This window comes from Achromobacter sp. PD1, from assembly GCF_048541815.1.
In the GTDB taxonomy this organism is placed as follows: domain Bacteria; phylum Pseudomonadota; class Gammaproteobacteria; order Burkholderiales; family Burkholderiaceae_B; genus Achromobacter; species Achromobacter bronchisepticus_A.
In genome coordinates, this window is sequence record NZ_CP183349.1 from 6,167,396 (window position 1) to 6,190,657 (window position 23,262).

22 protein-coding genes are annotated in these 23,262 nt (G+C 61.5%); 16 read left to right on the top strand and 6 right to left on the bottom strand.

The annotated features are described in order from the left end of the window. Positions 1 to 67: 67 nt before the first annotated feature. Positions 68 to 1,420, top strand: coding sequence for a tRNA uridine-5-carboxymethylaminomethyl(34) synthesis GTPase MnmE (mnmE, locus tag ACM1PE_RS29020; protein WP_419341839.1), 1,353 nt, complete (start codon positions 68 to 70; stop codon positions 1,418 to 1,420). A gap of 32 nt (positions 1,421 to 1,452) precedes the next feature. On the opposite strand, the gene ACM1PE_RS29025 is transcribed toward mnmE, so the two are convergent. Further along, on the bottom strand, positions 1,453 to 1,809 hold the full coding sequence (locus tag ACM1PE_RS29025; protein WP_054455821.1) for a transcriptional regulator: 357 nt from the start codon (positions 1,807 to 1,809) through the stop codon (positions 1,453 to 1,455). 42 nt (positions 1,810 to 1,851) lie between these two features. On the opposite strand from ACM1PE_RS29025, the gene ACM1PE_RS29030 reads away from it, so the two are divergent. Further along, positions 1,852 to 2,409, top strand: a complete 558-nt coding sequence (locus tag ACM1PE_RS29030) for a hypothetical protein (protein WP_059376293.1) — start codon at positions 1,852 to 1,854, stop codon at positions 2,407 to 2,409. 25 nt (positions 2,410 to 2,434) lie between these two features. Here ACM1PE_RS29030 and ACM1PE_RS29035 read toward each other — a convergent pair whose 3' ends face one another. Continuing rightward, entirely contained in the window at positions 2,435 to 2,773 is a 339-nt protein-coding gene (locus tag ACM1PE_RS29035; RefSeq protein WP_124260365.1) for a hypothetical protein, read from the bottom strand. A gap of 186 nt (positions 2,774 to 2,959) precedes the next feature. Here ACM1PE_RS29035 and ACM1PE_RS29040 point away from each other — a divergent pair, with 186 nt between their 5' ends. After that, positions 2,960 to 3,412, top strand: a complete 453-nt coding sequence (locus ACM1PE_RS29040) for a GNAT family N-acetyltransferase (RefSeq protein ID WP_419341841.1) — start codon at positions 2,960 to 2,962, stop codon at positions 3,410 to 3,412. A 57-nt stretch (positions 3,413 to 3,469) separates the two neighbouring features. On the opposite strand, the gene ACM1PE_RS29045 is transcribed toward ACM1PE_RS29040, so the two are convergent. After that, positions 3,470 to 4,837, bottom strand: a complete 1,368-nt coding sequence (locus ACM1PE_RS29045) for a ClcB-like voltage-gated chloride channel protein (protein WP_419341843.1) — start codon at positions 4,835 to 4,837, stop codon at positions 3,470 to 3,472. Between the two features lie 489 nt (positions 4,838 to 5,326). On the opposite strand from ACM1PE_RS29045, the gene ACM1PE_RS29050 reads away from it, so the two are divergent. The 5 genes from ACM1PE_RS29050 to ACM1PE_RS29070 all read left to right on the top strand — a co-directional run bounded on the left by ACM1PE_RS29050 (position 5,327) and on the right by ACM1PE_RS29070 (position 10,669). Further along, complete coding sequence (locus ACM1PE_RS29050; protein ID WP_013397059.1) at positions 5,327 to 6,004, top strand: response regulator; 678 nt, start codon at positions 5,327 to 5,329, stop codon at positions 6,002 to 6,004. 97 nt (positions 6,005 to 6,101) lie between these two features. Next, a complete protein-coding gene (locus ACM1PE_RS29055; protein WP_419343866.1) occupies positions 6,102 to 7,478 on the top strand; it encodes a sensor histidine kinase in 1,377 nt (458 codons plus the stop codon). A 120-nt stretch (positions 7,479 to 7,598) separates the two neighbouring features. After that, on the top strand, positions 7,599 to 8,597 hold the full coding sequence (locus tag ACM1PE_RS29060) for a Bug family tripartite tricarboxylate transporter substrate binding protein (protein ID WP_059376284.1): 999 nt from the start codon (positions 7,599 to 7,601) through the stop codon (positions 8,595 to 8,597). 111 nt (positions 8,598 to 8,708) lie between these two features. After that, entirely contained in the window at positions 8,709 to 9,146 is a 438-nt protein-coding gene (locus ACM1PE_RS29065) for a tripartite tricarboxylate transporter TctB family protein (protein ID WP_059376281.1), read from the top strand. After that, a complete protein-coding gene (locus ACM1PE_RS29070; protein ID WP_059376280.1) occupies positions 9,143 to 10,669 on the top strand; it encodes a tripartite tricarboxylate transporter permease in 1,527 nt (508 codons plus the stop codon). The genes ACM1PE_RS29065 and ACM1PE_RS29070 overlap by 4 nt, the downstream gene beginning before the upstream one ends. A gap of 220 nt (positions 10,670 to 10,889) precedes the next feature. Here the strand turns inward: ACM1PE_RS29070 and ACM1PE_RS29075 are convergent, their stop codons facing one another. After that, positions 10,890 to 12,056 carry a pyridoxal phosphate-dependent aminotransferase gene (locus ACM1PE_RS29075; RefSeq protein ID WP_059376277.1) on the bottom strand — a complete coding sequence of 389 codons (1,167 nt, stop codon included), beginning with the start codon at positions 12,054 to 12,056 and terminating at the stop codon, positions 10,890 to 10,892. Positions 12,057 to 12,132: 76 nt separating this feature from the next. On the opposite strand from ACM1PE_RS29075, the gene ACM1PE_RS29080 reads away from it, so the two are divergent. Both ACM1PE_RS29080 and ACM1PE_RS29085 read left to right on the top strand, forming a co-directional pair. Further along, positions 12,133 to 13,203: an AbrB family transcriptional regulator gene (locus ACM1PE_RS29080; RefSeq protein ID WP_419341847.1), complete on the top strand. Its 1,071-nt coding sequence runs from the start codon at positions 12,133 to 12,135 to the stop codon at positions 13,201 to 13,203. A 232-nt stretch (positions 13,204 to 13,435) separates the two neighbouring features. Continuing rightward, a complete protein-coding gene (locus ACM1PE_RS29085) occupies positions 13,436 to 13,642 on the top strand; it encodes a cold-shock protein (RefSeq protein ID WP_006216596.1) in 207 nt (68 codons plus the stop codon). A gap of 819 nt (positions 13,643 to 14,461) precedes the next feature. Here ACM1PE_RS29085 and ACM1PE_RS29090 read toward each other — a convergent pair. Further along, positions 14,462 to 14,740: a hypothetical protein gene (locus ACM1PE_RS29090; RefSeq protein ID WP_419341850.1), complete on the bottom strand. Its 279-nt coding sequence runs from the start codon at positions 14,738 to 14,740 to the stop codon at positions 14,462 to 14,464. Between the two features lie 1,429 nt (positions 14,741 to 16,169). On the opposite strand from ACM1PE_RS29090, the gene mnmG reads away from it, so the two are divergent. The 6 genes from mnmG to ACM1PE_RS29120 are packed head-to-tail and all read left to right on the top strand — an operon-like array spanning position 16,170 to position 22,373. Then, the gene (gene mnmG / locus ACM1PE_RS29095; RefSeq protein WP_419343867.1) at positions 16,170 to 18,089 is read left to right on the top strand and encodes a tRNA uridine-5-carboxymethylaminomethyl(34) synthesis enzyme MnmG; all 1,920 of its coding nucleotides are present in this window, start codon (positions 16,170 to 16,172) and stop codon (positions 18,087 to 18,089) included. Next, the gene (gene rsmG, locus ACM1PE_RS29100) at positions 18,086 to 18,775 is read left to right on the top strand and encodes a 16S rRNA (guanine(527)-N(7))-methyltransferase RsmG (RefSeq protein ID WP_059376266.1); all 690 of its coding nucleotides are present in this window, start codon (positions 18,086 to 18,088) and stop codon (positions 18,773 to 18,775) included. The genes mnmG and rsmG overlap by 4 nt, the downstream gene beginning before the upstream one ends. Next, positions 18,772 to 19,572 carry a ParA family protein gene (locus ACM1PE_RS29105; RefSeq protein ID WP_059376264.1) on the top strand — a complete coding sequence of 267 codons (801 nt, stop codon included), beginning with the start codon at positions 18,772 to 18,774 and terminating at the stop codon, positions 19,570 to 19,572. Before rsmG ends, ACM1PE_RS29105 begins: the two co-directional genes overlap by 4 nt. A gap of 9 nt (positions 19,573 to 19,581) precedes the next feature. After that, positions 19,582 to 20,406: a GNAT family N-acetyltransferase gene (locus ACM1PE_RS29110; RefSeq protein WP_059376262.1), complete on the top strand. Its 825-nt coding sequence runs from the start codon at positions 19,582 to 19,584 to the stop codon at positions 20,404 to 20,406. A 43-nt stretch (positions 20,407 to 20,449) separates the two neighbouring features. After that, positions 20,450 to 21,376, top strand: a complete 927-nt coding sequence (locus tag ACM1PE_RS29115) for a ParB/RepB/Spo0J family partition protein (RefSeq protein ID WP_059376259.1) — start codon at positions 20,450 to 20,452, stop codon at positions 21,374 to 21,376. Further along, the gene (locus tag ACM1PE_RS29120; protein ID WP_419341852.1) at positions 21,369 to 22,373 is read left to right on the top strand and encodes an asparaginase; all 1,005 of its coding nucleotides are present in this window, start codon (positions 21,369 to 21,371) and stop codon (positions 22,371 to 22,373) included. The genes ACM1PE_RS29115 and ACM1PE_RS29120 overlap by 8 nt, the downstream gene beginning before the upstream one ends. Here the strand turns inward: ACM1PE_RS29120 and ACM1PE_RS29125 are convergent. Further along, positions 22,327 to 23,259 carry a LysR substrate-binding domain-containing protein gene (locus ACM1PE_RS29125; RefSeq protein ID WP_059376252.1) on the bottom strand — a complete coding sequence of 311 codons (933 nt, stop codon included), beginning with the start codon at positions 23,257 to 23,259 and terminating at the stop codon, positions 22,327 to 22,329. The genes ACM1PE_RS29120 and ACM1PE_RS29125 overlap by 47 nt on opposite strands. Positions 23,260 to 23,262: the final 3 nt, after the last annotated feature.

Genomic DNA, 23,262 nt, shown 5'->3' on the forward strand with positions numbered 1-23,262 from the left:
ACCAGCAAACAAGGGACGGCGCAACAGTTATATTCCCTTATTGTTCTCGCCTTGCCTTGCCCGAAATATGTCCGCCTACGCCCCCATCGCCGCCATCGCAACCGCCCCCGGAAGAGGCGGTATCGGCGTCGTCCGCATCTCCGGCACGGACCTGTCCGAACTCGTGCGCCGCCTGTTCCAACGCGAACTCACGCCGCGCCATGCGCACTACCTGCCGTTCAAATCCGGTACGGGCGAATTGCTGGACGAAGGCATCGCCATCTATTTCCGCGCGCCGCATTCCTATACCGGTGAAGACGTGTTGGAACTGCAAGGGCACGGTGGCCCCGCCGTGCTGCGCCGCGTGCTGGAAAGCTGTCTGGCCGCCGGCCGCGACCTCGGCATCCGGCTGGCCGAGCCGGGCGAGTTCACGCGCCGCGCCTTCCTCAACGACCGCATGGACCTGGCTCAGGCCGAAGCCGTAGCCGATTTGATCGAGGCCTCGTCGGTGGCCGCCGCGCGCGGCGCCATGGCGTCGCTGTCGGGCGACTTTTCCGCGCGCGTGAACGACCTGTCGGACCGCATCATCCATTTGCGCATGCTGGTCGAAGCGACGCTGGATTTCCCCGAAGAGGAAATCGACTTCCTCGAAAAGTATCAAGCCCGCCCGACCCTGGAGGCGCTGACCGCGGACCTCGCCAAGCTGATTGCGCAGGCGCGCCAGGGCGTGATTCTGCGCGAAGGCCTGCACGTGGTGCTGGCCGGCCAGCCCAACGTCGGCAAGTCCAGCCTGCTCAATGCGCTGGCCGGTGACGACATCGCCATCGTCACCCCGATCGCAGGCACCACCCGCGACAAGGTGGTGCAGGAAATCCACATCGACGGCGTGCCGCTGCACATCGTCGATACCGCCGGGCTCAGGGAAACCGAGGACACGGTGGAAAGCATAGGCATTGCGCGCACCTGGCAGGAAATCGAGCGTGCCGACGTCATCCTGCATCTGCAGGATGCCACCCAGCCTGGCGACGAGCTGGACGCCCAGATCACGGCGCGCCTGCCGCCGCGCACGCCTGTGCTGAAGGTCTTCAACAAGGTGGATCTGCTAGCCACGCCTTTTGCCGCCGCTCCTCAGGAACTTGGCATCTCGGCCAAGCGCGGCGCGGGCCTGGACGAATTGCGCGCCGAATTGCTGCGCATCGCGGGCTGGAATCCCGGGGGAGAATCTCCGTGGCTCGCGCGCGAACGGCACCTGCACGCCTTGCAAGACGCGGCGGAACACCTGGAGCTTGCCGCTGCGCACGCGGAACACGACGACCGGGTGCTGGACCTGTTTGCGGAAGAACTGCGGCTGGCGCATGACAGCCTGTCCAGCATCACGGGCAAGTTCACCAGCGACGATCTGCTGGGCGAGATCTTTTCGAGCTTCTGTATTGGAAAATAAGCCTGCGCTGCGGCGTTTTGCGGCGCTGCAGCTCAGGGCTTGCGCGCCGCTTCCACCAGGCATTCCGACAAGCGGTCGAAATGCGACAACGCCGCCTGGCTGAGTTCGACCTGCTTGCGGCGCGCGTCCTCGGTATCGACGAGCAGTACCCAGCCTTTCTCGCGCATCGATTTCAAGCGTGCGTGCAAGGTCGCGGGCGACCCTATGCTGTCCACCGCCATCACATCGCGCACAGACAGGCGGCGTTGTTCCTGCGACGCGCGCGCGATCAGTGTGAGTATGCGTTCTTCCAGGGGATCGAGCGACGGCAGCGCAGGCAGGCCGCGCAGCGCATCGGTCAGGCGCAAAAAGCGCATGTAGATGTCGGCGGGCCTCTTTTTTTCTTTCATGGATAATGGACGCAGCGACTGACAAGCGGCGGAATTCGAAGTATGGGGAACATTCTAGATCAGGGTAAGTGGGCTCTGGTGACGATGGCGCTGTTCCTGGGCAGTCTGGCGGTCAATGAATGGGTGTTCACCAATCTTGAGTTTGTGCGCGGCATCAATTGGATCTATCTGCCGGCGGGCGTGCGCCTGATATGCACCTTGCTGTTTGGCCTGCCCGCGGCGCTCGGACTGTTGGCTGGATCGTGGATCGCCTGCTTCTGCTACTACTTTCCGGACGACATGCTCCGCTCTGTCGCGGGGGGCATCATGGCCGCTGCCGCTCCCTACCTGGCGTACCGCTGGGCCCGTTCGGCACTGCGATTGCAGCCCGACCTGGGCAACCTTACCGCCTGGCGCCTACTGATCTGCGCAGTGGTCTATGCGGTAATGAATACGACCATTCACCATCTCTGGTTCTTTCTCCAGGGAGAGAGAGTCGCGCTCGCCGACGGCTTCATCGCGATGCTGACCGGAGACATTACGGGATCGTTGATCGTGTTGTACACGCTCAAGGTAGTCAGTGCCTTGGGACGCTCGTTGTTGCGCCGACGCGCGGCCTGACTGCCCTAAGGGACCAGCCTCAGGTTTAGCCCGCCACCGCGGCCGGGTTGCCTTCGGATTCGCTGTCTTCCTGTACCGGCGCAGGCGGCGAGGCCGCTTCGGCATTGCCCAAGGCCCGCTGGGCGCGCTCGGCCAGCAGGCGCATTTCCCGCGCTCTTTTGCCATGCAGCACCCGGCCGAATGTGTTGAGGTTGAGCGCCATGGTTCTCAGTTCCGACAACTCACTATCCGACAAGGCGATGCCGCTATCCCTGTGTTGCTCGACCCGGTCCAGCACGCCTGAACAAGCCTCGTGGAACGTTGCATACTCGTTCCACAGATTGTCGGACGCGCTGTTCCCCGGGAAAGACGTACTAGGTGCCATTGACACTCCTTTGCGGGATCACTGAACCAATTTCTTCGGTGATCGCACATCATCTTCGGGGTATACACGCGAACTATTAGTTATAAATTTTATAACTAATTGGAAAAACAATCTTGCGACCTTGCCGCACGTCCTATATTTCTGGAAAATCCGCCCACACCGGGCGGCGCTCTATCCGGAACTCGCATGCACCCCGACATACGCCTCGCCAGCCTTGACGACCTGCCCGACATCGAGCGGATCGTCGCGCAAGCCTACGGCCACTATGTTGCGCGCATCGGCGCAACACCTGGACCGATGCTCGACGATTACGCCATCCGCGTCGCACAAGGCGTGGTCCATGTGCTGCGGGTGCACGATACCGTGCAAGCTGTGCTGGTCCTGATTCCGGAACCCGACTGCCTGCTGCTGGACAACATCGCGGTGGATCCGCAAGCGCAGGGCAAAGGCTATGGCCGCGACCTGATGCAATTCGCAGAAAATGCAGCGCGCCAGGCCGGGTATACCTGCATCCGGTTGTACACGCAGGAGAAGATGACCGAGAACATCGCGATCTACACGCGGTACGGATACATGGAAACCCATCGCGCGGAAGAAATCGGGCTGAAGCGCGTTTTCATGAAAAAAGCCCTTATATAAGGGCTATTCTTACTTTTTTATTAACACGAGTATTTGCTCATATTAATAAAAATCCATTCACTCATCGCGGTCCTGGGCAACGACGCGCTGCGCGCGCCGATTGCTGGCCAACGATTTCGCATATACCGAATCCGGCCGTATGCGATGCGCAATCACGTAACCCGTGATGCAGGCCAGCATGAGCGGCAGCATGACTTCATAGCTGAGCGTCATCTCGAAAATCATCAGAATGGACATCAATGGCGCATAGGTGGTGGCAGCCAGCAACGCCCCCATGCCCACCACCGCATAGCTCGATACCGCCGACAGATCCCCCGCGGGAAACAAAGCCTGCAGGCCGGTTCCGTACAAGGCGCCCAGCGCCGCCCCCACGAACAACGTCGGCGTGAACACGCCGCCTACCGCGCCCGATCCCACGCTGGCCGCGGTGGCCAGCGTTTTCAAAAGCAGGATGGCGGCCACCGCCTGCCAGGCCCACTGCGTATGCAACATGCTGTTGACCACGCTGTAGCCATTGCCCCAGACCTCGGGATTCACCACAGACAAAGCGCCGACGATCAGTCCGCCCAATGCCATGCGCGCCCACAGCGGCGCGGGCACGCGGCCGAACGCGGCGCGCGCCGTGTCCAGGAAACGCAGGAATTGCGGCGCTGCGAGGCCGGCGATCACCCCCAATCCCAGATAGTTGATGACCTCCCAGCCAGACACGAAAGTGAAGGGCGGCATATGGAAAACCGCGTCGTAATGCAGGATCTGACGCGTCACGATGTTCGCCACGACCGACGATACGACCAGCGGCACCAAGGTGGCCGAAGCGATCGCGCCGTAAACAATCTCGGATATGAACAAGGCGCCGGCGATGGGCGCGTTGTAGGCGGAAGTAATCCCCGCCGTGGCGCCGCAGGCGACCAGAAGGCGCAGATGCCTGGGCGGAAGCACCAGATAGCGGCCGGTCAGGGATGACAACATCGCCGCCAGTTGCACCATGGGACCTTCGCGGCCGATGGAGGCGCCAGAACCGATGGAAAAAATCGACGACAGGCTGCGCGCGACCGTCTGGCGAAAGCCGATGACCCCGCGGCCGATGGAAATCGCCTCCATATAGTCCGCCGCGCCGCGCCTGGGCAGCCATCTGGCCGCCATTTGCAGTATGGCGCCCGCGATGGCGCCACCTATGGCCGGCATCAGGAAGCGTTGCCAGGAACTCAGCCCGCGCGCCAGGGACACCATGCCATGAGGAGTGTCCTCCCCACCCAGCAACATTTGCGTCCAGGCCAGCATTTCCCGGAAGACCACGGTGGCCAGCGCCCCCAATAGGCCCATCAGCGCCGCCGCGCAGAGCGTGGCCGGCAAGTTGTCCGCCAACAAACGGCTACGCAGCCAGATTGCCCAGCCCGGTTTCTTGATTCTGATTTCTGTCGCCATGGCGGAATTCTACGGCGGAACCTGCTCACTTTTTGTTCAGTTCCCAGTCAAGAAGAGCTGCACGTCTCCCCTCGAATGCCTCTTTCCGCGAACGCCTTGGAGAGCTTCTAAAGGCCTCCAGAAGGCCGAAAAAGCAGGGTGGCAACCCGACGTTTTTCGGGGTAAAAGTGCCGTTTTTGGAACCCGTCCGGCAGAAACGCCCTGTGGATAACTCCTAAGTAGCCGCCTTGTGCACATTTTGTGGAGGCAAGTTGAACAAGCGGGGGTTTCGGACAGGGTCCAAAATCTTGTCCAACTTCAGCTTTTTTCCCACACAGAGTTCTTGCACAGCCAAAAACGGCTGCAAGCTGATGAAAAAAAAGAGGTTTTCAAGGTTAAGGTAGTTATCCACAGGCCTTATTAATCATTAGTCTTTATATAAAGAGAAATAAAGGAAAAGCCAAACATGCTCTCCCATTCCGCCCAGCCATCCCCCCCCGGACTCCGTCCATGCGCATCCTTCTGATAGAAGACGAAGCCGAACTTGCACGCTGGCTTTCAAGAAGCCTGGCCAGGCACGCTGGTTTCGTCGTTGAGTGGGCTGATGACGGGCTGGTCGCCGAAAGAAGGCTGGCGATGGAAGAATTCGACGCGGTCATCCTCGATCTGGGACTACCGGGCATGGATGGCCATGCTTTGCTCGCGAAGATTCGCGCGCGGGACGACCGTACGCCGGTCCTGGTCTTGACCGCGCGCGATTCGTTGGCCGAAAAAATCGGGACACTCCACCAGGGAGCAGACGATTTCCTGCCAAAACCGTTTGTTGTGGAAGAGTTGGAAGCGCGGTTGATCGCACTCATCCGACGCAGCCGTGGGAGAGAACACCCGCGCCTTACACTGGGAAACCTGGTTTTCGAGACTTCCGCTCAAAAATTCACGGTCAATGGACAGCCCTTGCAGTTATCCCCACGTGAACACTCGGTTCTGCGGGTGCTGATCCAAAAAAGCGGCGAACCCATCAACAAGCAGCAGATCCTGGACCGCATCCTGACCGACGATGCGGACATCAACCTGGAAGCCATCGAGGTGGTGGTGCACCGTTTGCGCAAGAAATTGGCCGACACCGGTGTGCAGATCGTGACCATGCGAGGCATGGGCTACTGCCTGGAGAACCTTGTTGACAACTAGAAGTGCGCAAAAAAAAGGGTTTTTCAGTGCAAAAAAGCGCAATCGCACACTGAAGACCCAGCTCCTCTGGTGGCTGATCCCGACCCTGGTCTTCGTGATGATGGGCGCCCTGTGGCTGTCGAACCACCAGCTGCGCAACCAGGTCGACATTGCCTATGACCGTTCGCTTTCTGGCGCGCTGCGCGCGATCGACCACAACATATCCACAGCCAGCGGTGGATTAGCCATGGAGCAGCCATACCTGATGCTGGAATTTTTCGAGCTGACGGCCAATGGCAGCGTGTTCTACCGGGTCGCCACCGAGGACGGGCTGGCCGAAATCGGCAGTCCGGGACTGCCCATGCCTGCCGAACCGCTGATTTCGGGCGAACCGCGCTTTTTCTACGCCGATTACCAGGGCACGCCAGTACGGGTTGCGGCGCTGGCGCGGCCCATGGATCCACCTCTGTACGCAAATAAAGGGGGACGGGTTATCGTGCAGGTAGCCGAAGGCCTGGATACCCGCCAGGCCTTCCTGCACCAGGTGCTGGTACGCTCGGTGGAGCGGGACCTGGCCGTGATCCTGATCAGCGTTCTGGTGATCATCCTGGGGGTTTTTATGGCCCTGCGCCCCCTGGTCAGGCTGCGTCAGGAGGTGGAAGGGCGTTCCGCGGACGATTTAAGCCCCGTGAGCGCGTCGGACATGCCAGGTGAGGTCCTACCCCTAGTCGCGGCCGTAAACCTCCACATGGCCCGTTTTGCGGCCCAGGCGAGGGTCCAGAGCCAGTTCCTGGACGACGCCTCGCACCAGTTGCGCACTCCATTGTCGGTTTTGCGGACCCAGACCGCCTACGCCCTGCGCGAAACAGACCCCCAGGAGGTCCGTACAGCCCTTCTGGCGATGCAGGAGGGCCTGGACAGGGCCGTACGCACCACCAACCAAATGCTCGCCCTGGCGCGCGCTAAAGACGCCTCCCTGGCCGAAGGCGGCTTCAGCCCCGAACCGGTGGATCTGGTGGAGCTGGCTGACGGGGTCATCCGCAGCCTGCTTCCGACCGCCCGAGCCCGCCAGCTCGACATCGGCCTGGAGGCCGAGATCCGCCCGGTGGCGGTCCAGGGGGCGGACTGGCTGCTGAGGGAAGCGGTCAGCAACCTGGTGGACAACGCCATCCGTTACACCTCGCCTGCGGGGGAGGTCACGGTAAGGGTGCAGATCGACGCCGGGCAGGCCCGGCTGGTGGTCGAGGACAGCGGCCCGGGCATGTCGGCGGAGGACATCGCCCGCGCCGGCATCCGCTTTCGCCGGGGAGCTGCTGGCAAGAACAAGCCCGGAGCCGGCTTGGGGCTGGCCATCGTCGGGACGATTGCCGAGATCCTGGGGGCGCGGCTGGTCCTGGAGAACCGGGTGCCCTTGCCAGGCCTTAGGGCGGCATTGGTGTTTACCCTGGAAAAACAGGAAGATGCTGCGGCGCACCAGGAAAACGCCGGAATTTGAAAGCTTTTGGAAAGCTTCGTTTTTGTACGGTTGCGTCCACTGGGGCCGTTATCACGGAAAGAACCGTCTGAGCAGAGCTTCCAGCCATACCTAGACCTATAAATCTCGGAGACGCAAAAAATGCAGACTAGTCTGAAACTGCGCCTGGCCGCCGTCGCGGCGCTGGGCACGATTACCTTGTCCCTGGGCGCCGCCCACGCGGCCGACGAGCCGCGCCGCCCGGAATGCATCGCGCCCGCCCAGCCTGGCGGCGGTTTCGACCTGACCTGCCGCCTGGCCACCGAAGGCTTGAAGCAAAGCGGCGCGCTCAAGAGCACCATGCGCATCGTCTACATGCCTGGCGGTATCGGCGCCGTGGCCTACAACAACATCGTGGCCCAGCACCCGAACGAACCGGGCACCATCGTGGCCTTTTCCGGCGGTTCGCTCCTGAACCTGGCCCAGGGCAAGTTCGGCAAGTACAACGTCGACGACGTGCGCTGGCTGGCCGCCATCGGCACCGACTATGGCGTGGCTGTCGTCCGCAACGATTCTCCATACACCGACCTGAAGAGCCTGATGGACGCCTTCAAGCAGGATCCGACCAAGATCGTGCTGGGCGCCGGCGGCACCGTGGGCAGCCAGGACTGGATGAAGGCCGCGCTGACCGCCAAGGCGGCGGGCGTGGATTTCAAGAAGATGCGCTTCGTGGCGTTTGAAGGCGGCGGCGAAGCCGTGACGGCCTTGCGCGGCGGCCATATCCAGGCCTACATGGGCGATGCGGCGGAAGCCTTCACCATGTTGGAAGGCGGTGCTCCCATCCGCGTACTGGCGGTGTTCAACGACCAGCGCCTGCCGGGCAAGCTGGGCACCGTGCCCACTGCCAAGGAGCAAGGCTACGACATCGTCTGGCCGATCATCCGCGGCTTCTACGTCGGCCCGAAGGTATCGGACAGCGACTACCAATTCTGGGTCAACGCCTTCAACAAGGCCACGGCCTCGCCCGAGTTCGACAAGCTGCGCCAGCAGCAGGGCCTGTTCCCCTTCAACAAGACGGGTCCCGAGCTGGACGCCTACGTGAAGAACCAGGTCAAGGTCTACGGCGAACTGGCCGACTCGTTCGGCCTGGTCAAGAAGTAAGCCGCAAGGCTCTCCTCCCTATCGCGTTGTTCTAGCTTCCCCGCCGCCGGCATAGCCGCGGCGGCAGGGGAGCGCTGCGCCGCGCGATGCGACTACAACGGAAAAGTGATCATGAACGATCGAATACTGGGTGTGGCGGCGCTGGCGCTGGCCGCCTTCATGACCGCGGCGGGTTGGGGAATCGAAGCCCCCTTCGCCTATGAACCGGTGGGCCCGCGTGCCTTTCCCTTGCTGCTGGCGCTGATCATCGGCGTGTGCGGCCTGTGGCTGGTCTACAAGGGCGGTCATCAGGTCGAGGCCAATCCGCCCGGCGCCAATGCCCGCATCGCGCTGATGATGGCATTCGCGGTGGCGTATGCCTTCCTGTTCCAGTGGCTGGGTTTCGTGATCGCGACCACTTTGATGACGATATTCGTCGGCCGCCTGTTCGGAGGCGGCTGGATCAAGTGCGCCATCGGCGGCGCCGTCATGAGCGTGCTGTTTTTCTTGCTGTTCGACAAGGTGCTGGACGTGGTCCTGCCCACCGGTTTGCTGGAGACCCTGATATGAGCGGCATTCTTGATCACTTGGCGATAGGCTTCGGCGTCGCCTTTTCGCTGACCAACGTGCTGGTGGCCATGATCGGTTCGTTCATCGGGACCATGGTGGGCGTATTGCCCGGCCTGGGACCGGTCAACGGCGTGGCGATGCTGATCCCGATCGCGTTTGCCATGAACTTGCCGCCCGAGACCGCGCTGATTCTGTTGGCTGCCGTCTATGTGGGCGCCGAGTACGGTGGCCGCATCACCGCCATCCTGTTGAACGTGCCGGGCGAGGCCAGCGCCATCATGACGACGCTGGATGGCTATCCGCTGGCGCGGCAGGGCATGGCCAGCGTTGCGCTGTCGCTCTCCGCCTGGTCTGCGTTCTTCGGCGCCATCGTGTCGGTCGTGGGCATCATCCTGCTCGCGCCGTTGCTGGCCAAGTGGGCGTTGGCCTTCGGCCCCGCCGAGTACTTCGTGTTGATGATTTTCGCGTTCTGCTGCCTGACCAGCCTGCTGGGCAAACAGCCCGTCAAGGGCGTGCTGGCGGCGATGATAGGCCTGTCGATTTCGGTGGTCGGCGTGGACGCGAACTCCGGCGTCTATCGCTACACCTTTGAATCGGTGCATCTGGCCGACGGCATCGAGTTCGTGGTGGTGGTGATTGCGCTGTTCGCGGTCAGCGAGATGCTGGAAATGCTGGAAAAGGTCATGTCCGGCCATAGCGTCGAGGTCAAGCCCAGCGGCCGCAAGCTCTTCAACCTGAAGGAAATGGCGCTCACCTGGTGGAGCGTGGTGCGCAGCTCGCTGGTAGGCTTTGGCGTGGGCGTGTTGCCCGGCGCCGGCGCCAGCGTGGCCGCGGCCGTGGCGTACTCGCAGGAAAAGCGCATCATCGAAGCCAAGGATCCGGACGCAAAGTTCGGCAAGGGCGACATGCGCGGCCTGGTCGCGCCGGAAGCCGCCGCCACGGCATCGGCCATCGGCTCGTTCGTGCCGATGCTGACGCTGGGCGTGCCCGGTTCGGGTACCACTGCCGTGATGATGGGTGCGCTGACGCTCTACAACATCACCCCGGGTCCGGTGCTGTTCGACACCAAGCCCGAGCTGGTGTGGGGCTTGATCGCGTCGCTGTTCGTGGCCAACGTGCTGCTGTTCGTCATGAACGTGCCGCTGGTGCGCTTCTTCGCCAAGGTGCTGTCGGTGCCGGGATGGCTGATGGTGCCTGGCATCTTGTGCATCAGCTACATCGGCGTCTACGCCATCAACGCGGGCACCTTCGATTTGCTGCTGGTGGCGGGCATAGGCGCGCTGGGCTACTTCTTGCGCAAGTTCGGTGTGCCGATGGCCCCGCTGGTACTGGGCGTGGTCTTGGGCAACATGATGGAGCAGAACCTGCGCCGCGCCCTGTCGATGACCGATGGTGATGTCGGCGTGCTGTTCGCCAGCCCGGTGTCGATTGCGATGTGGGTGGGGGCGGCCGCTGTCGTGGTCGTGCCGCAAATCATGCGCCGCATGCGCAAAGCGAAAGAGCTTGCCGCTGGTCCGGCCTGATTCCATGGCGGCGCGGCTGTTGTAAAGGGCAACAGCCGCGCTGCGGGATCTGGTTCGGGAATTGCATAGGGCGCCTTATGGGTGCCCTTTTTTTTCGTGAATCCGCTTTGAATCGGCTCTATCTTTAATGCGAGCTTTTATTCATGTTTTTCAACTGGAACGCTTGTATATAGAGCCAGCGAGAAAATTCAATCCACCATGGAGTATTGAGTAGAGGGCGTCAAACCTGCGCCAGACGCTCCAGGGCTGCATCGAGCGTCGCGTCTTTTTTTGCGAAGCAGAAACGCACGATGCGGTGGTTCGATTCGGCGGCATCGGGCTGGCGATAGAACGCCGATACCGGTATCACCGTGACGCCATGGTTCACCGTCAGATCGCGCGCGAAGTCGGCCTCGTTCTGTTTGGAAATCTGGCTGTAGTCCGCCAGCAGGAAAAATGTGCCCGGGCTGGGGAGGGGGCGGAATCGGGTCTTGGCCAGCCCTTGAGCGAGGCGGTCGCGCTTGGCCTGATAGAAGGCGGGCAGGTCGAGGTAAGGCTTGGGATCGCGCATGAACTCGGCCAGCGCGAACTGCATGGGCGAGGGTACGGTGAACACCATGAATTGATGCACCTTGCGCAATTCGGCGCTGAGCTGACGCGGCGCGCAGCAATAGCCGATCTTCCAGCCGGTGGTGTGATAGGTTTTGCCGAAGGACGAGATCACGAAGGCATGCTCGGCCAGCAAAGGGCGGCGCGCCACGCTGGCATGCGGCTTGCCATCGAACACAATGTGCTCGTAGACCTCGTCGGACACCAGCAGCACGCCCGTGTCGCGCACGATGGCTTCCAGCGCGTCCAGGTCGCTGTCATCCAACACCGCGCCGGTCGGGTTGTGCGGAAAGTTCAGCATCAAGAGGCGGGTCTTGGACGTGATGGCATCGCGCACACGCTGCCAATCGATGCGGTAGTAGGGATCAGCCTCGGTGGGCGCGCGCAGCGGCACCGGCACGGCAGTGCCGCCTGCCAGCCGGATAGCCGGCAGATAGGAATCGTAGCAAGGTTCGATGACGACGACTTCGTCGCCGCTACCTACGGCGGCCAGCACGGTTGCCATCAACGCTTCGGTCGCGCCGCTGGTGACGGTGATCTCGGTTTCCGGATCGTAGGCATGGCCATAGAGTTCGCGCGTCTTGGCAGCGATGGCTTCGCGCAAGGGCGCCACGCCTGGCATGTAGGGATACTGGTTGTGGCCGTCGGCCATGGCCTTGGACACGAGGGCGCACAAGGCGGGATCGGGATCGAAGTCGGGAAAGCCCTGGCCCAGGTTGATGGCTTTGTGGTCGATGGCCAGGCGGCTCATCACGGTGAAGATGGTGGTGCCAACGTCGGGAAGTTTGGATCGGATCATGGTGGACGCGAGAGTGAACGTTGCTAGCAGAGAGAGTTTTCGTAAGTATCCCACTAACTCATAATTCGGTTTTCACATGAGCTTCAGGTGCGGCGGTATCGTGGGTCAGAACATGTTGTGGAGGGTGTTGGGCGGTTTGGCGCTGGCGTTGGCTGGCGCATTATTGGCGTTATGGGCGCACATCCCGCTGCCGTGGATGCTGGGCGCGTTGCTGGTGACCGCAGCTACGCGCATTGCGGGTTTGGGCACCGCGTGTCCGAGGCCGGCGCGCAATGCGGGCCAGTGGGTCATCGGTACTTCCTTGGGCCTTTACTTCACGCCGCAGGTGATTGGCCACATAGGCAGCAACGCCGGACCTATCATCGTCGGGATGTTGTTCGCGTTGGGTCTGGCCTTCATGGGCACGGCGATCCTGCGCCGCTACACCGATGTAGATTTCAAGACGGCCTGGTTTTCTTCCGCCATCGGCGGAGCGAGCGAAATGGCGAACCTGGCCGAGCGCCACGGAGCGCGCATAGATCGGGTGGCGACGGCGCATAGCGTGCGCGTGCTGATGGTGGTGGTCGCCGTGCCCTTCATCTTCCAGTGGTGGGGCGTGGCAGGGCTGGATCCCACGATTCCTGGACCCAAAGTGGTCCATGCTTTGGGGCTGGCGGCACTGGTTACGCTGACCTGCGTCGGCGGCGCTGCCTTCATGAAGCTGCGGCTGCCGAATCCCTGGGTGCTGGGCCCGATGTCGGTCGCCATGATCCTGACGGCCAATGGCATCGAGCTGTCGGCCTTGCCAGACTACGTGCCGAAGATTGGCCAGTTGCTGATAGGCTGGTCGCTGGGCGATCGCTATCGGCCGGATTTCTTTCGGGCCGCGCCGCGTTTCATTGGGGCTGTGGCCGGCTTTACGGTGGCTGCGCTGGCGCTTGCGTTTGGTCTGGGTGCCTTGCTGTCGCTATGGTCCGCCGCTCCCATTCCCACGTTGATTCTCGGTACTACGCCGGGTGGCATTGCCGAGATGGCGATCACGGCCAAAGTGCTGCAGCTAGGGGTTCCTGTGGTCACCGCCTTCCACGTCACGCGCATGGTTTTTGTGGTGATTGTGACTGGTCCGATCTACGCATTCATGGCGCGCCGGCAGAGTCGTAAACCCTAGCGGAACGAGACCCAGTATTAAAAATACGACATTGGGGTAAACAACTATATGAGTCTGTAATGCGTGCTGAGTATGCTGATTACGCAGTTGATTCAAGCAGCGCGCGGACTCGTTCTGCAGCTAGGCGGCAAGCGGGAACGCAGCAGCAACGCAGGTACTACTACCGGTCGTTCAGTTCTCACGGCGTCCTTGATTCATTGCATTTCGAGTTAATTACAGGACGCTAGAAAAAATGGCTCAGAAGGGCAAAGTTAAGTGGTTCAACGCTGACAAGGGTTACGGTTTCATCACGCCGGACGTTGGTGGTACCGATGTTTTCGCACACTTTTCCGCCATCCAGGGCCGCGGCTATCGCAGCCTGAACGAAGGCCAGGAAGTCGAATTCGAAGTCAAGGATGGTCCGAAAGGACCTCAAGCGGCCGAAATTCGCCCGCTCTAAATCGGGAAATCCCAATTTCCCGTCCGCCAGGCTCGGCCTGGCTACAACGCCCCAAGACCGGAAGGTCTGGGGCGTTGTTTCATTTGGGGCCTGCGCCTGCTCTGCTTGCTCCACTCGGGTAGTTAGTATTCACTAACATATTCTCTGCCCGTGGATAAGTTTGTGGATAATTATTTTCGGGTATGAGTATTTTCTTGCTCAGCAATGAAGCAATTGCATCTCGGTACCCGGGTTTTGCACAGTTATCCCGTCTTTCTTGGAACGCTGTCGCGGAGTGGCTGCGCTGCTTTGGTTTAGTTGGCTTAGCCGTGATAGCTACGCTTCAACATGGCCTTTCCCTAGGAAATACAGGCATTTAAGGCGATATTGAAGTGAATCTCAGGCGGCATCGGGGCGGCGGCGCCATATTGTTCTGAGGCCGCTCTGGCCCGTTTTTGCTCGGATGGTGGGCGGTTGTTCACAAAGATATCCCCATCCCGGTTATGCACAGAATTACACCCTTTGGTGCCCTGAGGCGGCTTAAGCGCCTGTGGATAGAAATGGGGATAGGGTCCGAAAGATAGGGCGGGGTGAAGATATCCAGAGCTCTGTGCGCGACTTGGGACTGCGTGGGCGGAACCGGATTGAGGGCACTGTGGTCAATACATGGGTGAGTCTGAATTCCCGCTCGGCGAGTTTTCCACAGGGTTTCACATGAAAGGCCGGGTCTCACCCATAAGGATGATGGCGCGGGTTACCGCGGACGGGCAAGATGGTTGTCCGGTCAATGAATCCGTGCGGCGTGGTCAACGGTGTACGCGTAGTGGGAGGCCGCAGGGTTCAAATCTGTGGATAGCTTTGTGAATAATCTGCTTCCACCATTTTGTGCGGTATTTGGACCTGAGTACGGCGGTAGAGTTCCTGGACACATTCAAGGGCGAATGTCGTCATGGTGGGTTTTCGAAAATTCGTTGTGGCAGTGACGACGATCTTATCCACATAGTTTTCCACGGTTTTTTGCGCCACTATTGCATTAGTTTGATCGGCACTTTTCCCAAGCTTGGCAAGCATCCAAAATAGAAATAATCGATTGCTGCCATAGAGAAGACAGTTGGGCATTTGTGCTTTTTCATACTTCTTGGCACTTTGCCGAGCTCGTCAGCCACAGCCGTTTTGCGGCCCGCGACGCACTGGCCTGCAATGACTTATCCCCAGAGTTGTTCCACGTGAAACCGCGAATGTCGGTAGCTATCGGATCTGCTAGCTGTTGATAACACTGTGCAGTATCCGAGGGTCTCTGCCGCGATTTTTTTCTCCCCCCGACTCGTGGCTTCCGAGTTATCCCGAGCTGTCGACTTGAGCGAAAGATATCGCCTCAGGCCGAGATAGAACGTGTACAACCCGCGCTTTGCTAATAGGCGGAGCCGGGCATTTCAGGTACTAGCCAGTTTTGATGCTGGGATGGATAAGCGCAAATCCGACAGGACGATTTCTTATCTAGGGACTGACGTCGTAGTAGAAGTCGTGCGCATGGATTCCACTACCGATAAGTGGCGCGCTTTCGATACCTGTCAGCGCTTTAGTTTCACGTGAAACGCGAAAAAGTCTCTTTGATTTGGGTAAGGGGTAGGGTAGGGGTTGAAAAATGGCTTTCTTTTGAATGAACCTTTGGAAGATTGAAATTGGAGGATTTCGTGCGTCAAATGATTGGGTAGAAAGTTGGGGTAGGTTCGTATGACGAGGTTCGAACGTCTGCCTGTATTTTTATCCACGCGGGTCCTGCCCTTGTGTTTCACGTGGAACATTCTCGAGTGTGGAACAGACCTCTTGCCGCTATTCGCCCACTTAACGATGAACGTTTCACGTGAAACGTTGATCGCCAGCGGTGCAGAGAAGCAATGTTTCACGTGAAACATCGGAGGTGTAGGGAATAGGAATGTGCGTGTGAGATGCTCAAAAAGCAGGCACGACTCATCCAACCTATGAGCTGTACGATGCTCGGCCGTCGCGGTCCTGTGATGCGAAAGCATGACCTCTTTGTTTGAAGGAGAGGGCGACTGCGGTACCTGGCGTGGCACCGCGCAAAGGGTATCTGTTTCACGTGGAACATTCGCCGGTCCAGCACTTTGATAAGAAATGAGCAAGTACTCGAGGCAGTGGGCAGGGTGCATTCATGCAGGAGCCATGCTGGGAGTTTTGACATGTTTCACGTGGAACATGTCCGCTCATCCTCTACCCGCTTATGGCGAATTTCATCCAATACAGAGGTACATGGATGGGAGAGATTCTGATGCCGACGATTTGGTGGCACGCCCGGGTAGGAGGTGATCAGCTCCGAAAAGTACGACGTTTCACGTGAAACATAGTGGGCAAAGCAGTGGCAAATGCCGACATATTCACCCCTCCCGGGCTTCTGAAGTTGCCTTTTGCCGACGGCGTCTCGGCCCTAACCAGGTTCAAGCTGCGCCGAAGCATGTTTCACGTGAAACATGCAATCCCTGCCTCTATAATGAGCACCGAACGCTCTCTTACCTTCCCCCCCCCCATCATGGACTATCCCCGCGAATTCGATGTCATCGTCGTCGGTGGCGGCCACGCCGGCACCGAAGCTGCGCTGGCTGCCGCCCGTGCCGGCGCCCAGACGCTGCTGCTGACGCACAACATCGAAACCCTAGGCCAAATGTCTTGCAATCCCTCCATTGGCGGGATCGGCAAGGGCCACCTTGTCAAAGAAGTCGACGCCCTAGGTGGCGCGATGGCCTTGGCGACGGATGAATCGGGGATTCAATTCCGCATCCTCAATGGATCGAAGGGGCCAGCAGTCCGCGCTACGCGCGCTCAGGCCGATCGGGTGCTGTACCGCAAGGCTATCCGTGGCCGCCTGGAAAACCAGCCAAACCTCTGGTTGTTCCAACAGGCGGTCGAAGACCTGATGGTGGAGGGCGATCGCGTGGTCGGTGCCGTTACCCAGATCGGTCTGAAGTTCCGCGCCAAGTCCGTGGTGCTGACTGCGGGTACGTTCCTGAATGGCCTGATTCACGTGGGCCTGCAGAACTATTCGGGCGGCCGTGCCGGCGATCCTCCCGCTATCTCCCTGGGGCAGCGCCTGAAGGAACTGGCCTTGCCGCAAGGGCGCTTGAAGACCGGCACGCCGCCGCGCATCGATGGCCGCTCGATCAACTACAGCATCCTGGAAGAGCAGCCTGGCGATCTGAATCCGATTCCCGTGTTTTCCTACATGGGCAGCGTGGCCATGCACCCGCGCCAGCTGCCTTGCTGGATCACGCATACCAACGTCCGTACCCATGACATCATCCGCGGCGGCCTGGACCGCTCGCCGATGTACAGCGGAGTGATCGAGGGGGTGGGGCCGCGTTACTGCCCGTCCATCGAAGACAAGATCCATCGCTTTGCCGACAAGGAGTCGCACCAGGTCTTCCTGGAGCCCGAAGGGTTGGATACGCACGAGGTCTATCCGAACGGCGTGTCGACCAGCCTGCCGTTCGACGTGCAGTTGGCCCTGATCCATTCTTTGCCTGGCCTGGAAAATGCGCACATCCTGCGCCCCGGCTACGCCATCGAGTACGACTACTTCGATCCACGTGGATTGAAGAGCACTCTGGAAACCAAGGCGATCACGGGCCTGTACTTCGCAGGACAGATCAACGGCACGACCGGCTACGAAGAAGCGGCCGCTCAAGGGCTGCTCGCTGGCGTCAACGCCGCGTTGTACGCGCTGGAGCGGGAGCAATGGACTCCGCGCCGCGATGAGGCTTATCTGGGCGTGTTGGTCGACGACCTGGTCACGCGCGGCGTGACTGAGCCGTACCGCATGTTTACGTCCCGGGCCGAATACCGGTTGAGCCTGCGTGAAGACAACGCCGATCTGCGTCTGACCGAAATCGGCCGTCGCCTCGGGATTGTGGATGACGCGCGCTGGGATGCCTTCAATCGCAAGCGCGACGCCGTGTCCGCGGAAGTCGAACGTTTGAAATCCTCTTGGGTGAATCCGCGTATACTGCCCGCCGAAGTTGCGGAACCTCTGCTGGGCAAGGCGATTGAACGTGAGTACTCACTTTCAGACCTGCTGAAACGGCCCAATGTTTCCTATGAAGCGTTGATGGCTGCCCGCAATACCGACGGCTCGCTCCTGGCCGGCCCCGGCGTGGTGGAAGACGAAGTGCTGGCCGAGCAAGTCGAGATCCAGGTCAAGTACGCCGGCTACATCGATCGCCAGCAGGTCGAAGTCCAGAAACAGATCGCGCATGAACAACAGGCCATCCCCGTTGATGTCGACTACGATGCCGTGACCAGCCTGTCGTTCGAAGTGCGCCAGAAGCTCAAGTCGCATCGCCCGGAAACCATCGGCCAGGCCGCGCGTATCTCCGGCGTCACTCCCGCTGCAATTTCATTGCTGCTGATCCATCTGAAGCGCCTGCATTACGGCTCGCGCAAGCAAGCGGCATGAGCGCGTACGCCGATACGGCCGGCGCGGACATGGCCGGCCGCCTGTCTCGCGCATGCGAGCAACTGGGGCTGGACGCCGACGCCGCCACGATGGCCAAGCTGCTGAACTATCTGTCGCAGATGCAGCGCTGGAACCGGACCTATAACCTCACCGCCATCCGCGATCCGCAGCAGATGCTGATCCAGCATCTGTTCGACAGCCTGGCCGCCGTGGGACCGTTCAGCGAGGCGCTGGGCGCTTCGGACACGCCGGCCAAGGTCTACGACGTCGGATCGGGCGGCGGCTTGCCAGGCGTCGTTCTGGCGATCATGCGACCCCATTGGTCTGTGACCTGCGTGGACGCAGTCGAAAAGAAGACGGCATTCGTGCGCCAGATGAGCGGCGTGCTGGCCTTGCCCAATCTGCAGGCCAGCCACGCGCGTATCGAAACCTTGCCGCCCGCCGAGTGCAATGTGGTGACGTCACGCGCCTTTGCTTCCTTGGACGATTTTGCGCAACTCGCAGGTCGCCATGTACGCAACGATGGTACCCTCGTCGCCATGAAGGGCAAGGTCCCCGAGGACGAAATACAGGCGCTGCATGCGCGCGGAGAATGGCAAGTCGATCACATCCAGCCGTTGCGCGTGCCTGAGTTGCAGGCCGAACGCTGCCTGATCTGGATGCGCCGTAGTCAAGGAACCCTATGAAGAACATACCCCCCAGCACCTCCGCCCGCATTTTCTGCATTGCCAACCAGAAGGGCGGTGTGGGCAAGACGACGACCGCCATCAATCTGGCGGCGGGCCTTGCCACGCACAACCAACGTGTGCTGCTGGTGGACCTGGACCCGCAAGGCAATGCCACGATGGGCAGCGGCATCGACAAGAACTCGCTCGAGTCGAACCTGTACCAGGTGCTCATCGGCGAATCCAACATCGAGCAGGCCCGGGTGAAGTCCGAGTCGGGCGGCTACGACGTGCTGCCCGCCAACCGCGAACTATCTGGCGCCGAGATCGACCTGGTGCAGATGGAACAACGCGAGCGCCAGTTGAAGGCCGCGATCGACACGGTCGCCACGCAGTACGACTTCGTGCTGATCGATTGCCCGCCCACGCTGTCGCTGTTGACCTTGAACGGCCTGGCCGCCGCCCATGGCGTCATCATTCCGATGCAGTGCGAGTACTTCGCGCTGGAAGGCCTGTCCGACCTGGTCAACACGATCAAGCGCGTGCACCGGAATATCAACGACGACCTGCGCGTCATCGGATTGCTGCGCGTCATGTTCGATCCGCGCATGACCCTGCAACAGCAGGTCTCCGCGCAGCTCGAGGCGCATTTCGGCGACAAGGTTTTCAAGACCGTGGTGCCGCGCAACGTGCGCCTGGCCGAAGCCCCCAGCTACGGCATGCCCGGCGTGGTGTACGACCGCGGCTCGCGTGGTGCGCAAGCCTATATCTCGTTTGGCGCTGAAATGATCGAGCGCGTGAAGAAGGATCTGAAGTAGACCGCAACCATGTCCGCCGTTCCGCTCTTTTCCCAGACCGAAATGTCAGTCTCCGGTACGCCGCGCATCGACGCGCGCGACGGCCTGCGCACGCGTCTGGAAGAGGCCGCGCTGAACGCGACGGCGGTCGGTGCGCAGGTGCTTTTCGATGGCTGGCTGGTGCGGTTCGCGCCTTCGTCGGCCAAGCGCGCACGCAGTATCAATGTGCTGGGGTTATCCACACGTCCGTTGGACGAGCGGCTGGCGTATTGTTCATCGTTGTATGCGCGCCATGGCTTGCCCATGGTGCTGCGCATTACCTCCATCGGTCCCGATTTTTCCCTCGACGCCGAACTGGAGTCCCGCGGTTATACCTTTACCGACGAGACCCGAGTCATGTGCATGCCGCTCGCTCCCAGGCCCAGCGTCCGGGGCGATCTGCTTTTCAATATTGTCGATACCGGACGCTTCGCGGCGGCGGTCGGGGCAATGCGCAACTCGGAATCCGCGCACATCGCCGAACATCGGACGCGCTTGCAAGGACTGGCTGTGGATATCTCGCCGGTGCTGGCAACCGACGCGGCGGGGCAGTGCGTTGCCGCGGGCCTGGCCGTCCGCGACGGCGACTTGCTGGGCCTGTTCGATATCGTCACCGACCCGGGGCAGCGGCGCAAAGGCTACGCCGCCGCCCTGATTGAACACTTGTTGGCAACAGGCGCCGCCGGCGGCGCCACGACAGCCTATTTGCAGGTTGAGCCGGAGAATACAGCCGCGCGCGCCTTGTATGGCCGCTACGGTTTCAAAGACTGTTACGCGTATTGGTACCGCCTGCCCGCCGAGCAGACGGACGCCTGAGCCAGGCTCGGGATACAAAAACAGAAGGAAAGAGGATTTAATTATGGCCACCAAGAAACCCAAGGGATTGGGCCGCGGACTGGACGCCTTGCTCGGCGCCGACGCGCCTGCCATCGAGAACATCGGCAAGGCTGCTGCCGCCGCCAAGCCCGAGGGTCCGCCGTCCACCTTGCCCGTCTCGAAGATGCGCGCCGGCAAGTATCAGCCGCGCACGCGCATGGACGAGGGCGCGTTGGGCGAACTGGCCGAATCGATCCGCACACAAGGCATCATGCAACCCATTCTTGTGCGCGCACTGGGCGAAGCTGCGCCCGGCCACTATGAAATCATTGCCGGCGAACGGCGCTTCCGCGCTGCGCAGATTGCCGGCCTGAAGGAAGTGCCGGTGCTGGTGCGTGAAGTGGCCGACGAGAACGCGGCCGTCATGGCGCTGATTGAAAACATCCAGCGCGAAGACCTGAATCCGCTGGAAGAAGCGCAGGGCGTGCGCCGGCTGCTCGACGAATTCGGCCTGACGCATGAACAGGCCGCGCAAGCGATCGGCCGTTCGCGTTCGGCCACCAGCAACCTGCTGCGCCTCCTGAACCTGGCGGCGGCCGTGCAGACCATGCTGCTGGCGGGCGACGTGGACATGGGCCATGCGCGCGCGCTGCTCGCCGTGGACGCGGCTACGCAGATCCAGCTGGCCAACCAGATCATCGCGCGCCGCCTGTCGGTGCGTGAAGCCGAAAAGCTGGTCGCCAAGACCGCCAAGGAAGCGGAGTCGTCGGCTGCGCCCAAGAAGAAGGCCAACGGCGCATCGCGCGACCTGACCCGCCTGGAAGAGGCGCTATCCGACCATCTGGGTACGCGCGTCGCGCTGAAAGTGGGCGCCAAGGAAAAGGGCCAGATCGTCATCGACTTCCATGGCTGGGAACACCTGAATTCCCTGCTTGAGCGCCAAGGCCTGTCCGGAGTGGTGGATGCCTGAGCGCGCGCTGCCTGTCATCGCAGTACTGGCGACGGGCGGCACGATCGCTGGCGCCCAGGCTGACGCGACCGCCGCCGGCTACAAGGCCGGCTCGTTCTCCGTCAACGAGCTGTTGGCTGCCGTGCCGCAACTGGCGGGCATCGCCGAGATCCGTGCCGAGCAGGTTGCCAACGTCGGCAGCCAGAACATGACGCACGCCGTCTGGCGCGCGCTGGCCGAGCGCGTGGATGCGCTGAGCCGCGACGCCTCGGTGGCGGGCATCGTCATCACGCACGGTACCGATACGCTGGAAGAAACGGCGTACTTCCTGAGCCTGGTGATACGCCACGACAAGCCCGTGGTGCTGGTGGGCGCCATGCGTCCGGCCACCGCCCTGGGCGCCGAAGGCCCGGCCAATCTGTACAACGCGGTGGCGCTGGCGCGCCATCCCGAGGCGCGCGCCCGCGGGCCGCTCGTCGTCATGAACGAAGACGTGCACTACGCCCGCGAGATCCAGAAGATCGCCAGCGCCGGCCTCTGCGCGTTCGCTTCGCCTAATCGCGGCCGCGCCGGCGTCATGCACGGCGGGGTTCCATTCTTCTATTCGCGCAACACCACGACGCATTCCGTAGAAAGCGAGTTTTCACTCGCATTGCTGGAAAAGGCCGGTTGGCCCCGCGTGGATGTTGTCTATGCCCATGCCGACCTGCAGGGCGATCTGATCGATTTCCTGGCCGATGCCGCCGACGGCATCGTGCTGGCCGGCGTTGGCGACGGTAACGCCACCGATCTGGCCATTGAAGGCCTGAGCCGCGCCGCGGCCAACGGCGTGGCGGTCGTGCGCTCCAGCCGCACGGGCAGCGGCTTCGTGGCGCGCGACGTCGAACTCGATGACGCGCGCCTGGGGTTTGTTGCCGCGCGCGACCTGAATCCACAGAAAGCCCGCATCCTGCTGATGCTGGGTCTTTCCGTCACGCGCGATCCGGCAGCCCTGCAGGATCTGTTCGACCGCTATTGAGGCGCGGCGGCTGGGCCGCCGCATCGTCCTGCTGCGCCAGCCGCAGGCTGGTCTTGAGCATCTCGTAGACCTGCCGCGTCAGCGGATTGATCAGGTCAGGCCTTATCCACAGGAAGTACGTCACGTCGGGCAAGGGCGGCAATCCTTCCTTTTCGCCCAATACGCGCATTTCGGGCCCCAGCAGTTCCACGCTGCGCGCGGTGACGCCTAAACCGGCGCGCAGCGCCGCCTTGATCCCCACCAGCGTCGGCGCCACGTAGTTGGTGTGCCAGCGCACGCGCGCCTGTTCCAGAGCCGTGAGCGCCAGCCGGCGGAAGATGCTGGGTTCATCGGCCAGTACCAGCGGCACCGGCGCATGCATGTCGTGCACGTAGTCGGCCGAGGCCAGCCACACCGTGGGCGAAGTGCGCAGCGCCACGCCCTCGAAGTCCTGGTCGAAGCGCGTGGATATCGTCAGGTCGAGTTCGCCCGCGCGCAGGGCATCCATCAGAAAGGGGCTGCGGTCCGTGCGGATTTCCAGTTTCACGCGCGGCGCCGAACGCGCGATGTGCGTCAGCAGCGTGGGCAGGATCGAATCCGCCACGTCCAGAGGCGCGCCCAGCTTCAGGTCGCCTTCCAGCGGTCCGTCTTGCAAGGCGCGCAGCGCCTCATCGTTGATGGCCAGCATGTGGCGGGCGTACTCCACCAGGCGGCGTCCATGCGAAGAGAGCACCTTGTTGCGGCCTTGTTTCTCGAACAAGGGCTGGCCGATGAGAGATTCCAGCCGCTGCATCTGCTGCGTCACGGCGGACTGCGTCTTGTGCAGCCGGTTGGCGGCTTCCGAGAAAGTGTCGTGCCGGGCGATGGCGGTCAGCGTGCGGAGCAGGTCCAGATCCAGATTGCGCATGGT

Coding starts and splice junctions, on each gene's coding strand:
- mnmE (WP_419341839.1), top strand. CDS start 68: ATGTCCGCCTACGCCCCCATCGCCGCCATCGCAACCGCCCCCGGAAGA.
- ACM1PE_RS29025 (WP_054455821.1), bottom strand. CDS start 1,809: ATGAAAGAAAAAAAGAGGCCCGCCGACATCTACATGCGCTTTTTGCGC.
- ACM1PE_RS29030 (WP_059376293.1), top strand. CDS start 1,852: ATGGGGAACATTCTAGATCAGGGTAAGTGGGCTCTGGTGACGATGGCG.
- ACM1PE_RS29035 (WP_124260365.1), bottom strand. CDS start 2,773: ATGGCACCTAGTACGTCTTTCCCGGGGAACAGCGCGTCCGACAATCTG.
- ACM1PE_RS29040 (WP_419341841.1), top strand. CDS start 2,960: ATGCACCCCGACATACGCCTCGCCAGCCTTGACGACCTGCCCGACATC.
- ACM1PE_RS29045 (WP_419341843.1), bottom strand. CDS start 4,837: ATGGCGACAGAAATCAGAATCAAGAAACCGGGCTGGGCAATCTGGCTG.
- ACM1PE_RS29050 (WP_013397059.1), top strand. CDS start 5,327: ATGCGCATCCTTCTGATAGAAGACGAAGCCGAACTTGCACGCTGGCTT.
- ACM1PE_RS29055 (WP_419343866.1), top strand. CDS start 6,102: ATGATGGGCGCCCTGTGGCTGTCGAACCACCAGCTGCGCAACCAGGTC.
- ACM1PE_RS29060 (WP_059376284.1), top strand. CDS start 7,599: ATGCAGACTAGTCTGAAACTGCGCCTGGCCGCCGTCGCGGCGCTGGGC.
- ACM1PE_RS29065 (WP_059376281.1), top strand. CDS start 8,709: ATGAACGATCGAATACTGGGTGTGGCGGCGCTGGCGCTGGCCGCCTTC.
- ACM1PE_RS29070 (WP_059376280.1), top strand. CDS start 9,143: ATGAGCGGCATTCTTGATCACTTGGCGATAGGCTTCGGCGTCGCCTTT.
- ACM1PE_RS29075 (WP_059376277.1), bottom strand. CDS start 12,056: ATGATCCGATCCAAACTTCCCGACGTTGGCACCACCATCTTCACCGTG.
- ACM1PE_RS29080 (WP_419341847.1), top strand. CDS start 12,133: ATGAGCTTCAGGTGCGGCGGTATCGTGGGTCAGAACATGTTGTGGAGG.
- ACM1PE_RS29085 (WP_006216596.1), top strand. CDS start 13,436: ATGGCTCAGAAGGGCAAAGTTAAGTGGTTCAACGCTGACAAGGGTTAC.
- ACM1PE_RS29090 (WP_419341850.1), bottom strand. CDS start 14,740: ATGCCCAACTGTCTTCTCTATGGCAGCAATCGATTATTTCTATTTTGG.
- mnmG (WP_419343867.1), top strand. CDS start 16,170: ATGGACTATCCCCGCGAATTCGATGTCATCGTCGTCGGTGGCGGCCAC.
- rsmG (WP_059376266.1), top strand. CDS start 18,086: ATGAGCGCGTACGCCGATACGGCCGGCGCGGACATGGCCGGCCGCCTG.
- ACM1PE_RS29105 (WP_059376264.1), top strand. CDS start 18,772: ATGAAGAACATACCCCCCAGCACCTCCGCCCGCATTTTCTGCATTGCC.
- ACM1PE_RS29110 (WP_059376262.1), top strand. CDS start 19,582: ATGTCCGCCGTTCCGCTCTTTTCCCAGACCGAAATGTCAGTCTCCGGT.
- ACM1PE_RS29115 (WP_059376259.1), top strand. CDS start 20,450: ATGGCCACCAAGAAACCCAAGGGATTGGGCCGCGGACTGGACGCCTTG.
- ACM1PE_RS29120 (WP_419341852.1), top strand. CDS start 21,369: ATGCCTGAGCGCGCGCTGCCTGTCATCGCAGTACTGGCGACGGGCGGC.
- ACM1PE_RS29125 (WP_059376252.1), bottom strand. CDS start 23,259: ATGCGCAATCTGGATCTGGACCTGCTCCGCACGCTGACCGCCATCGCC.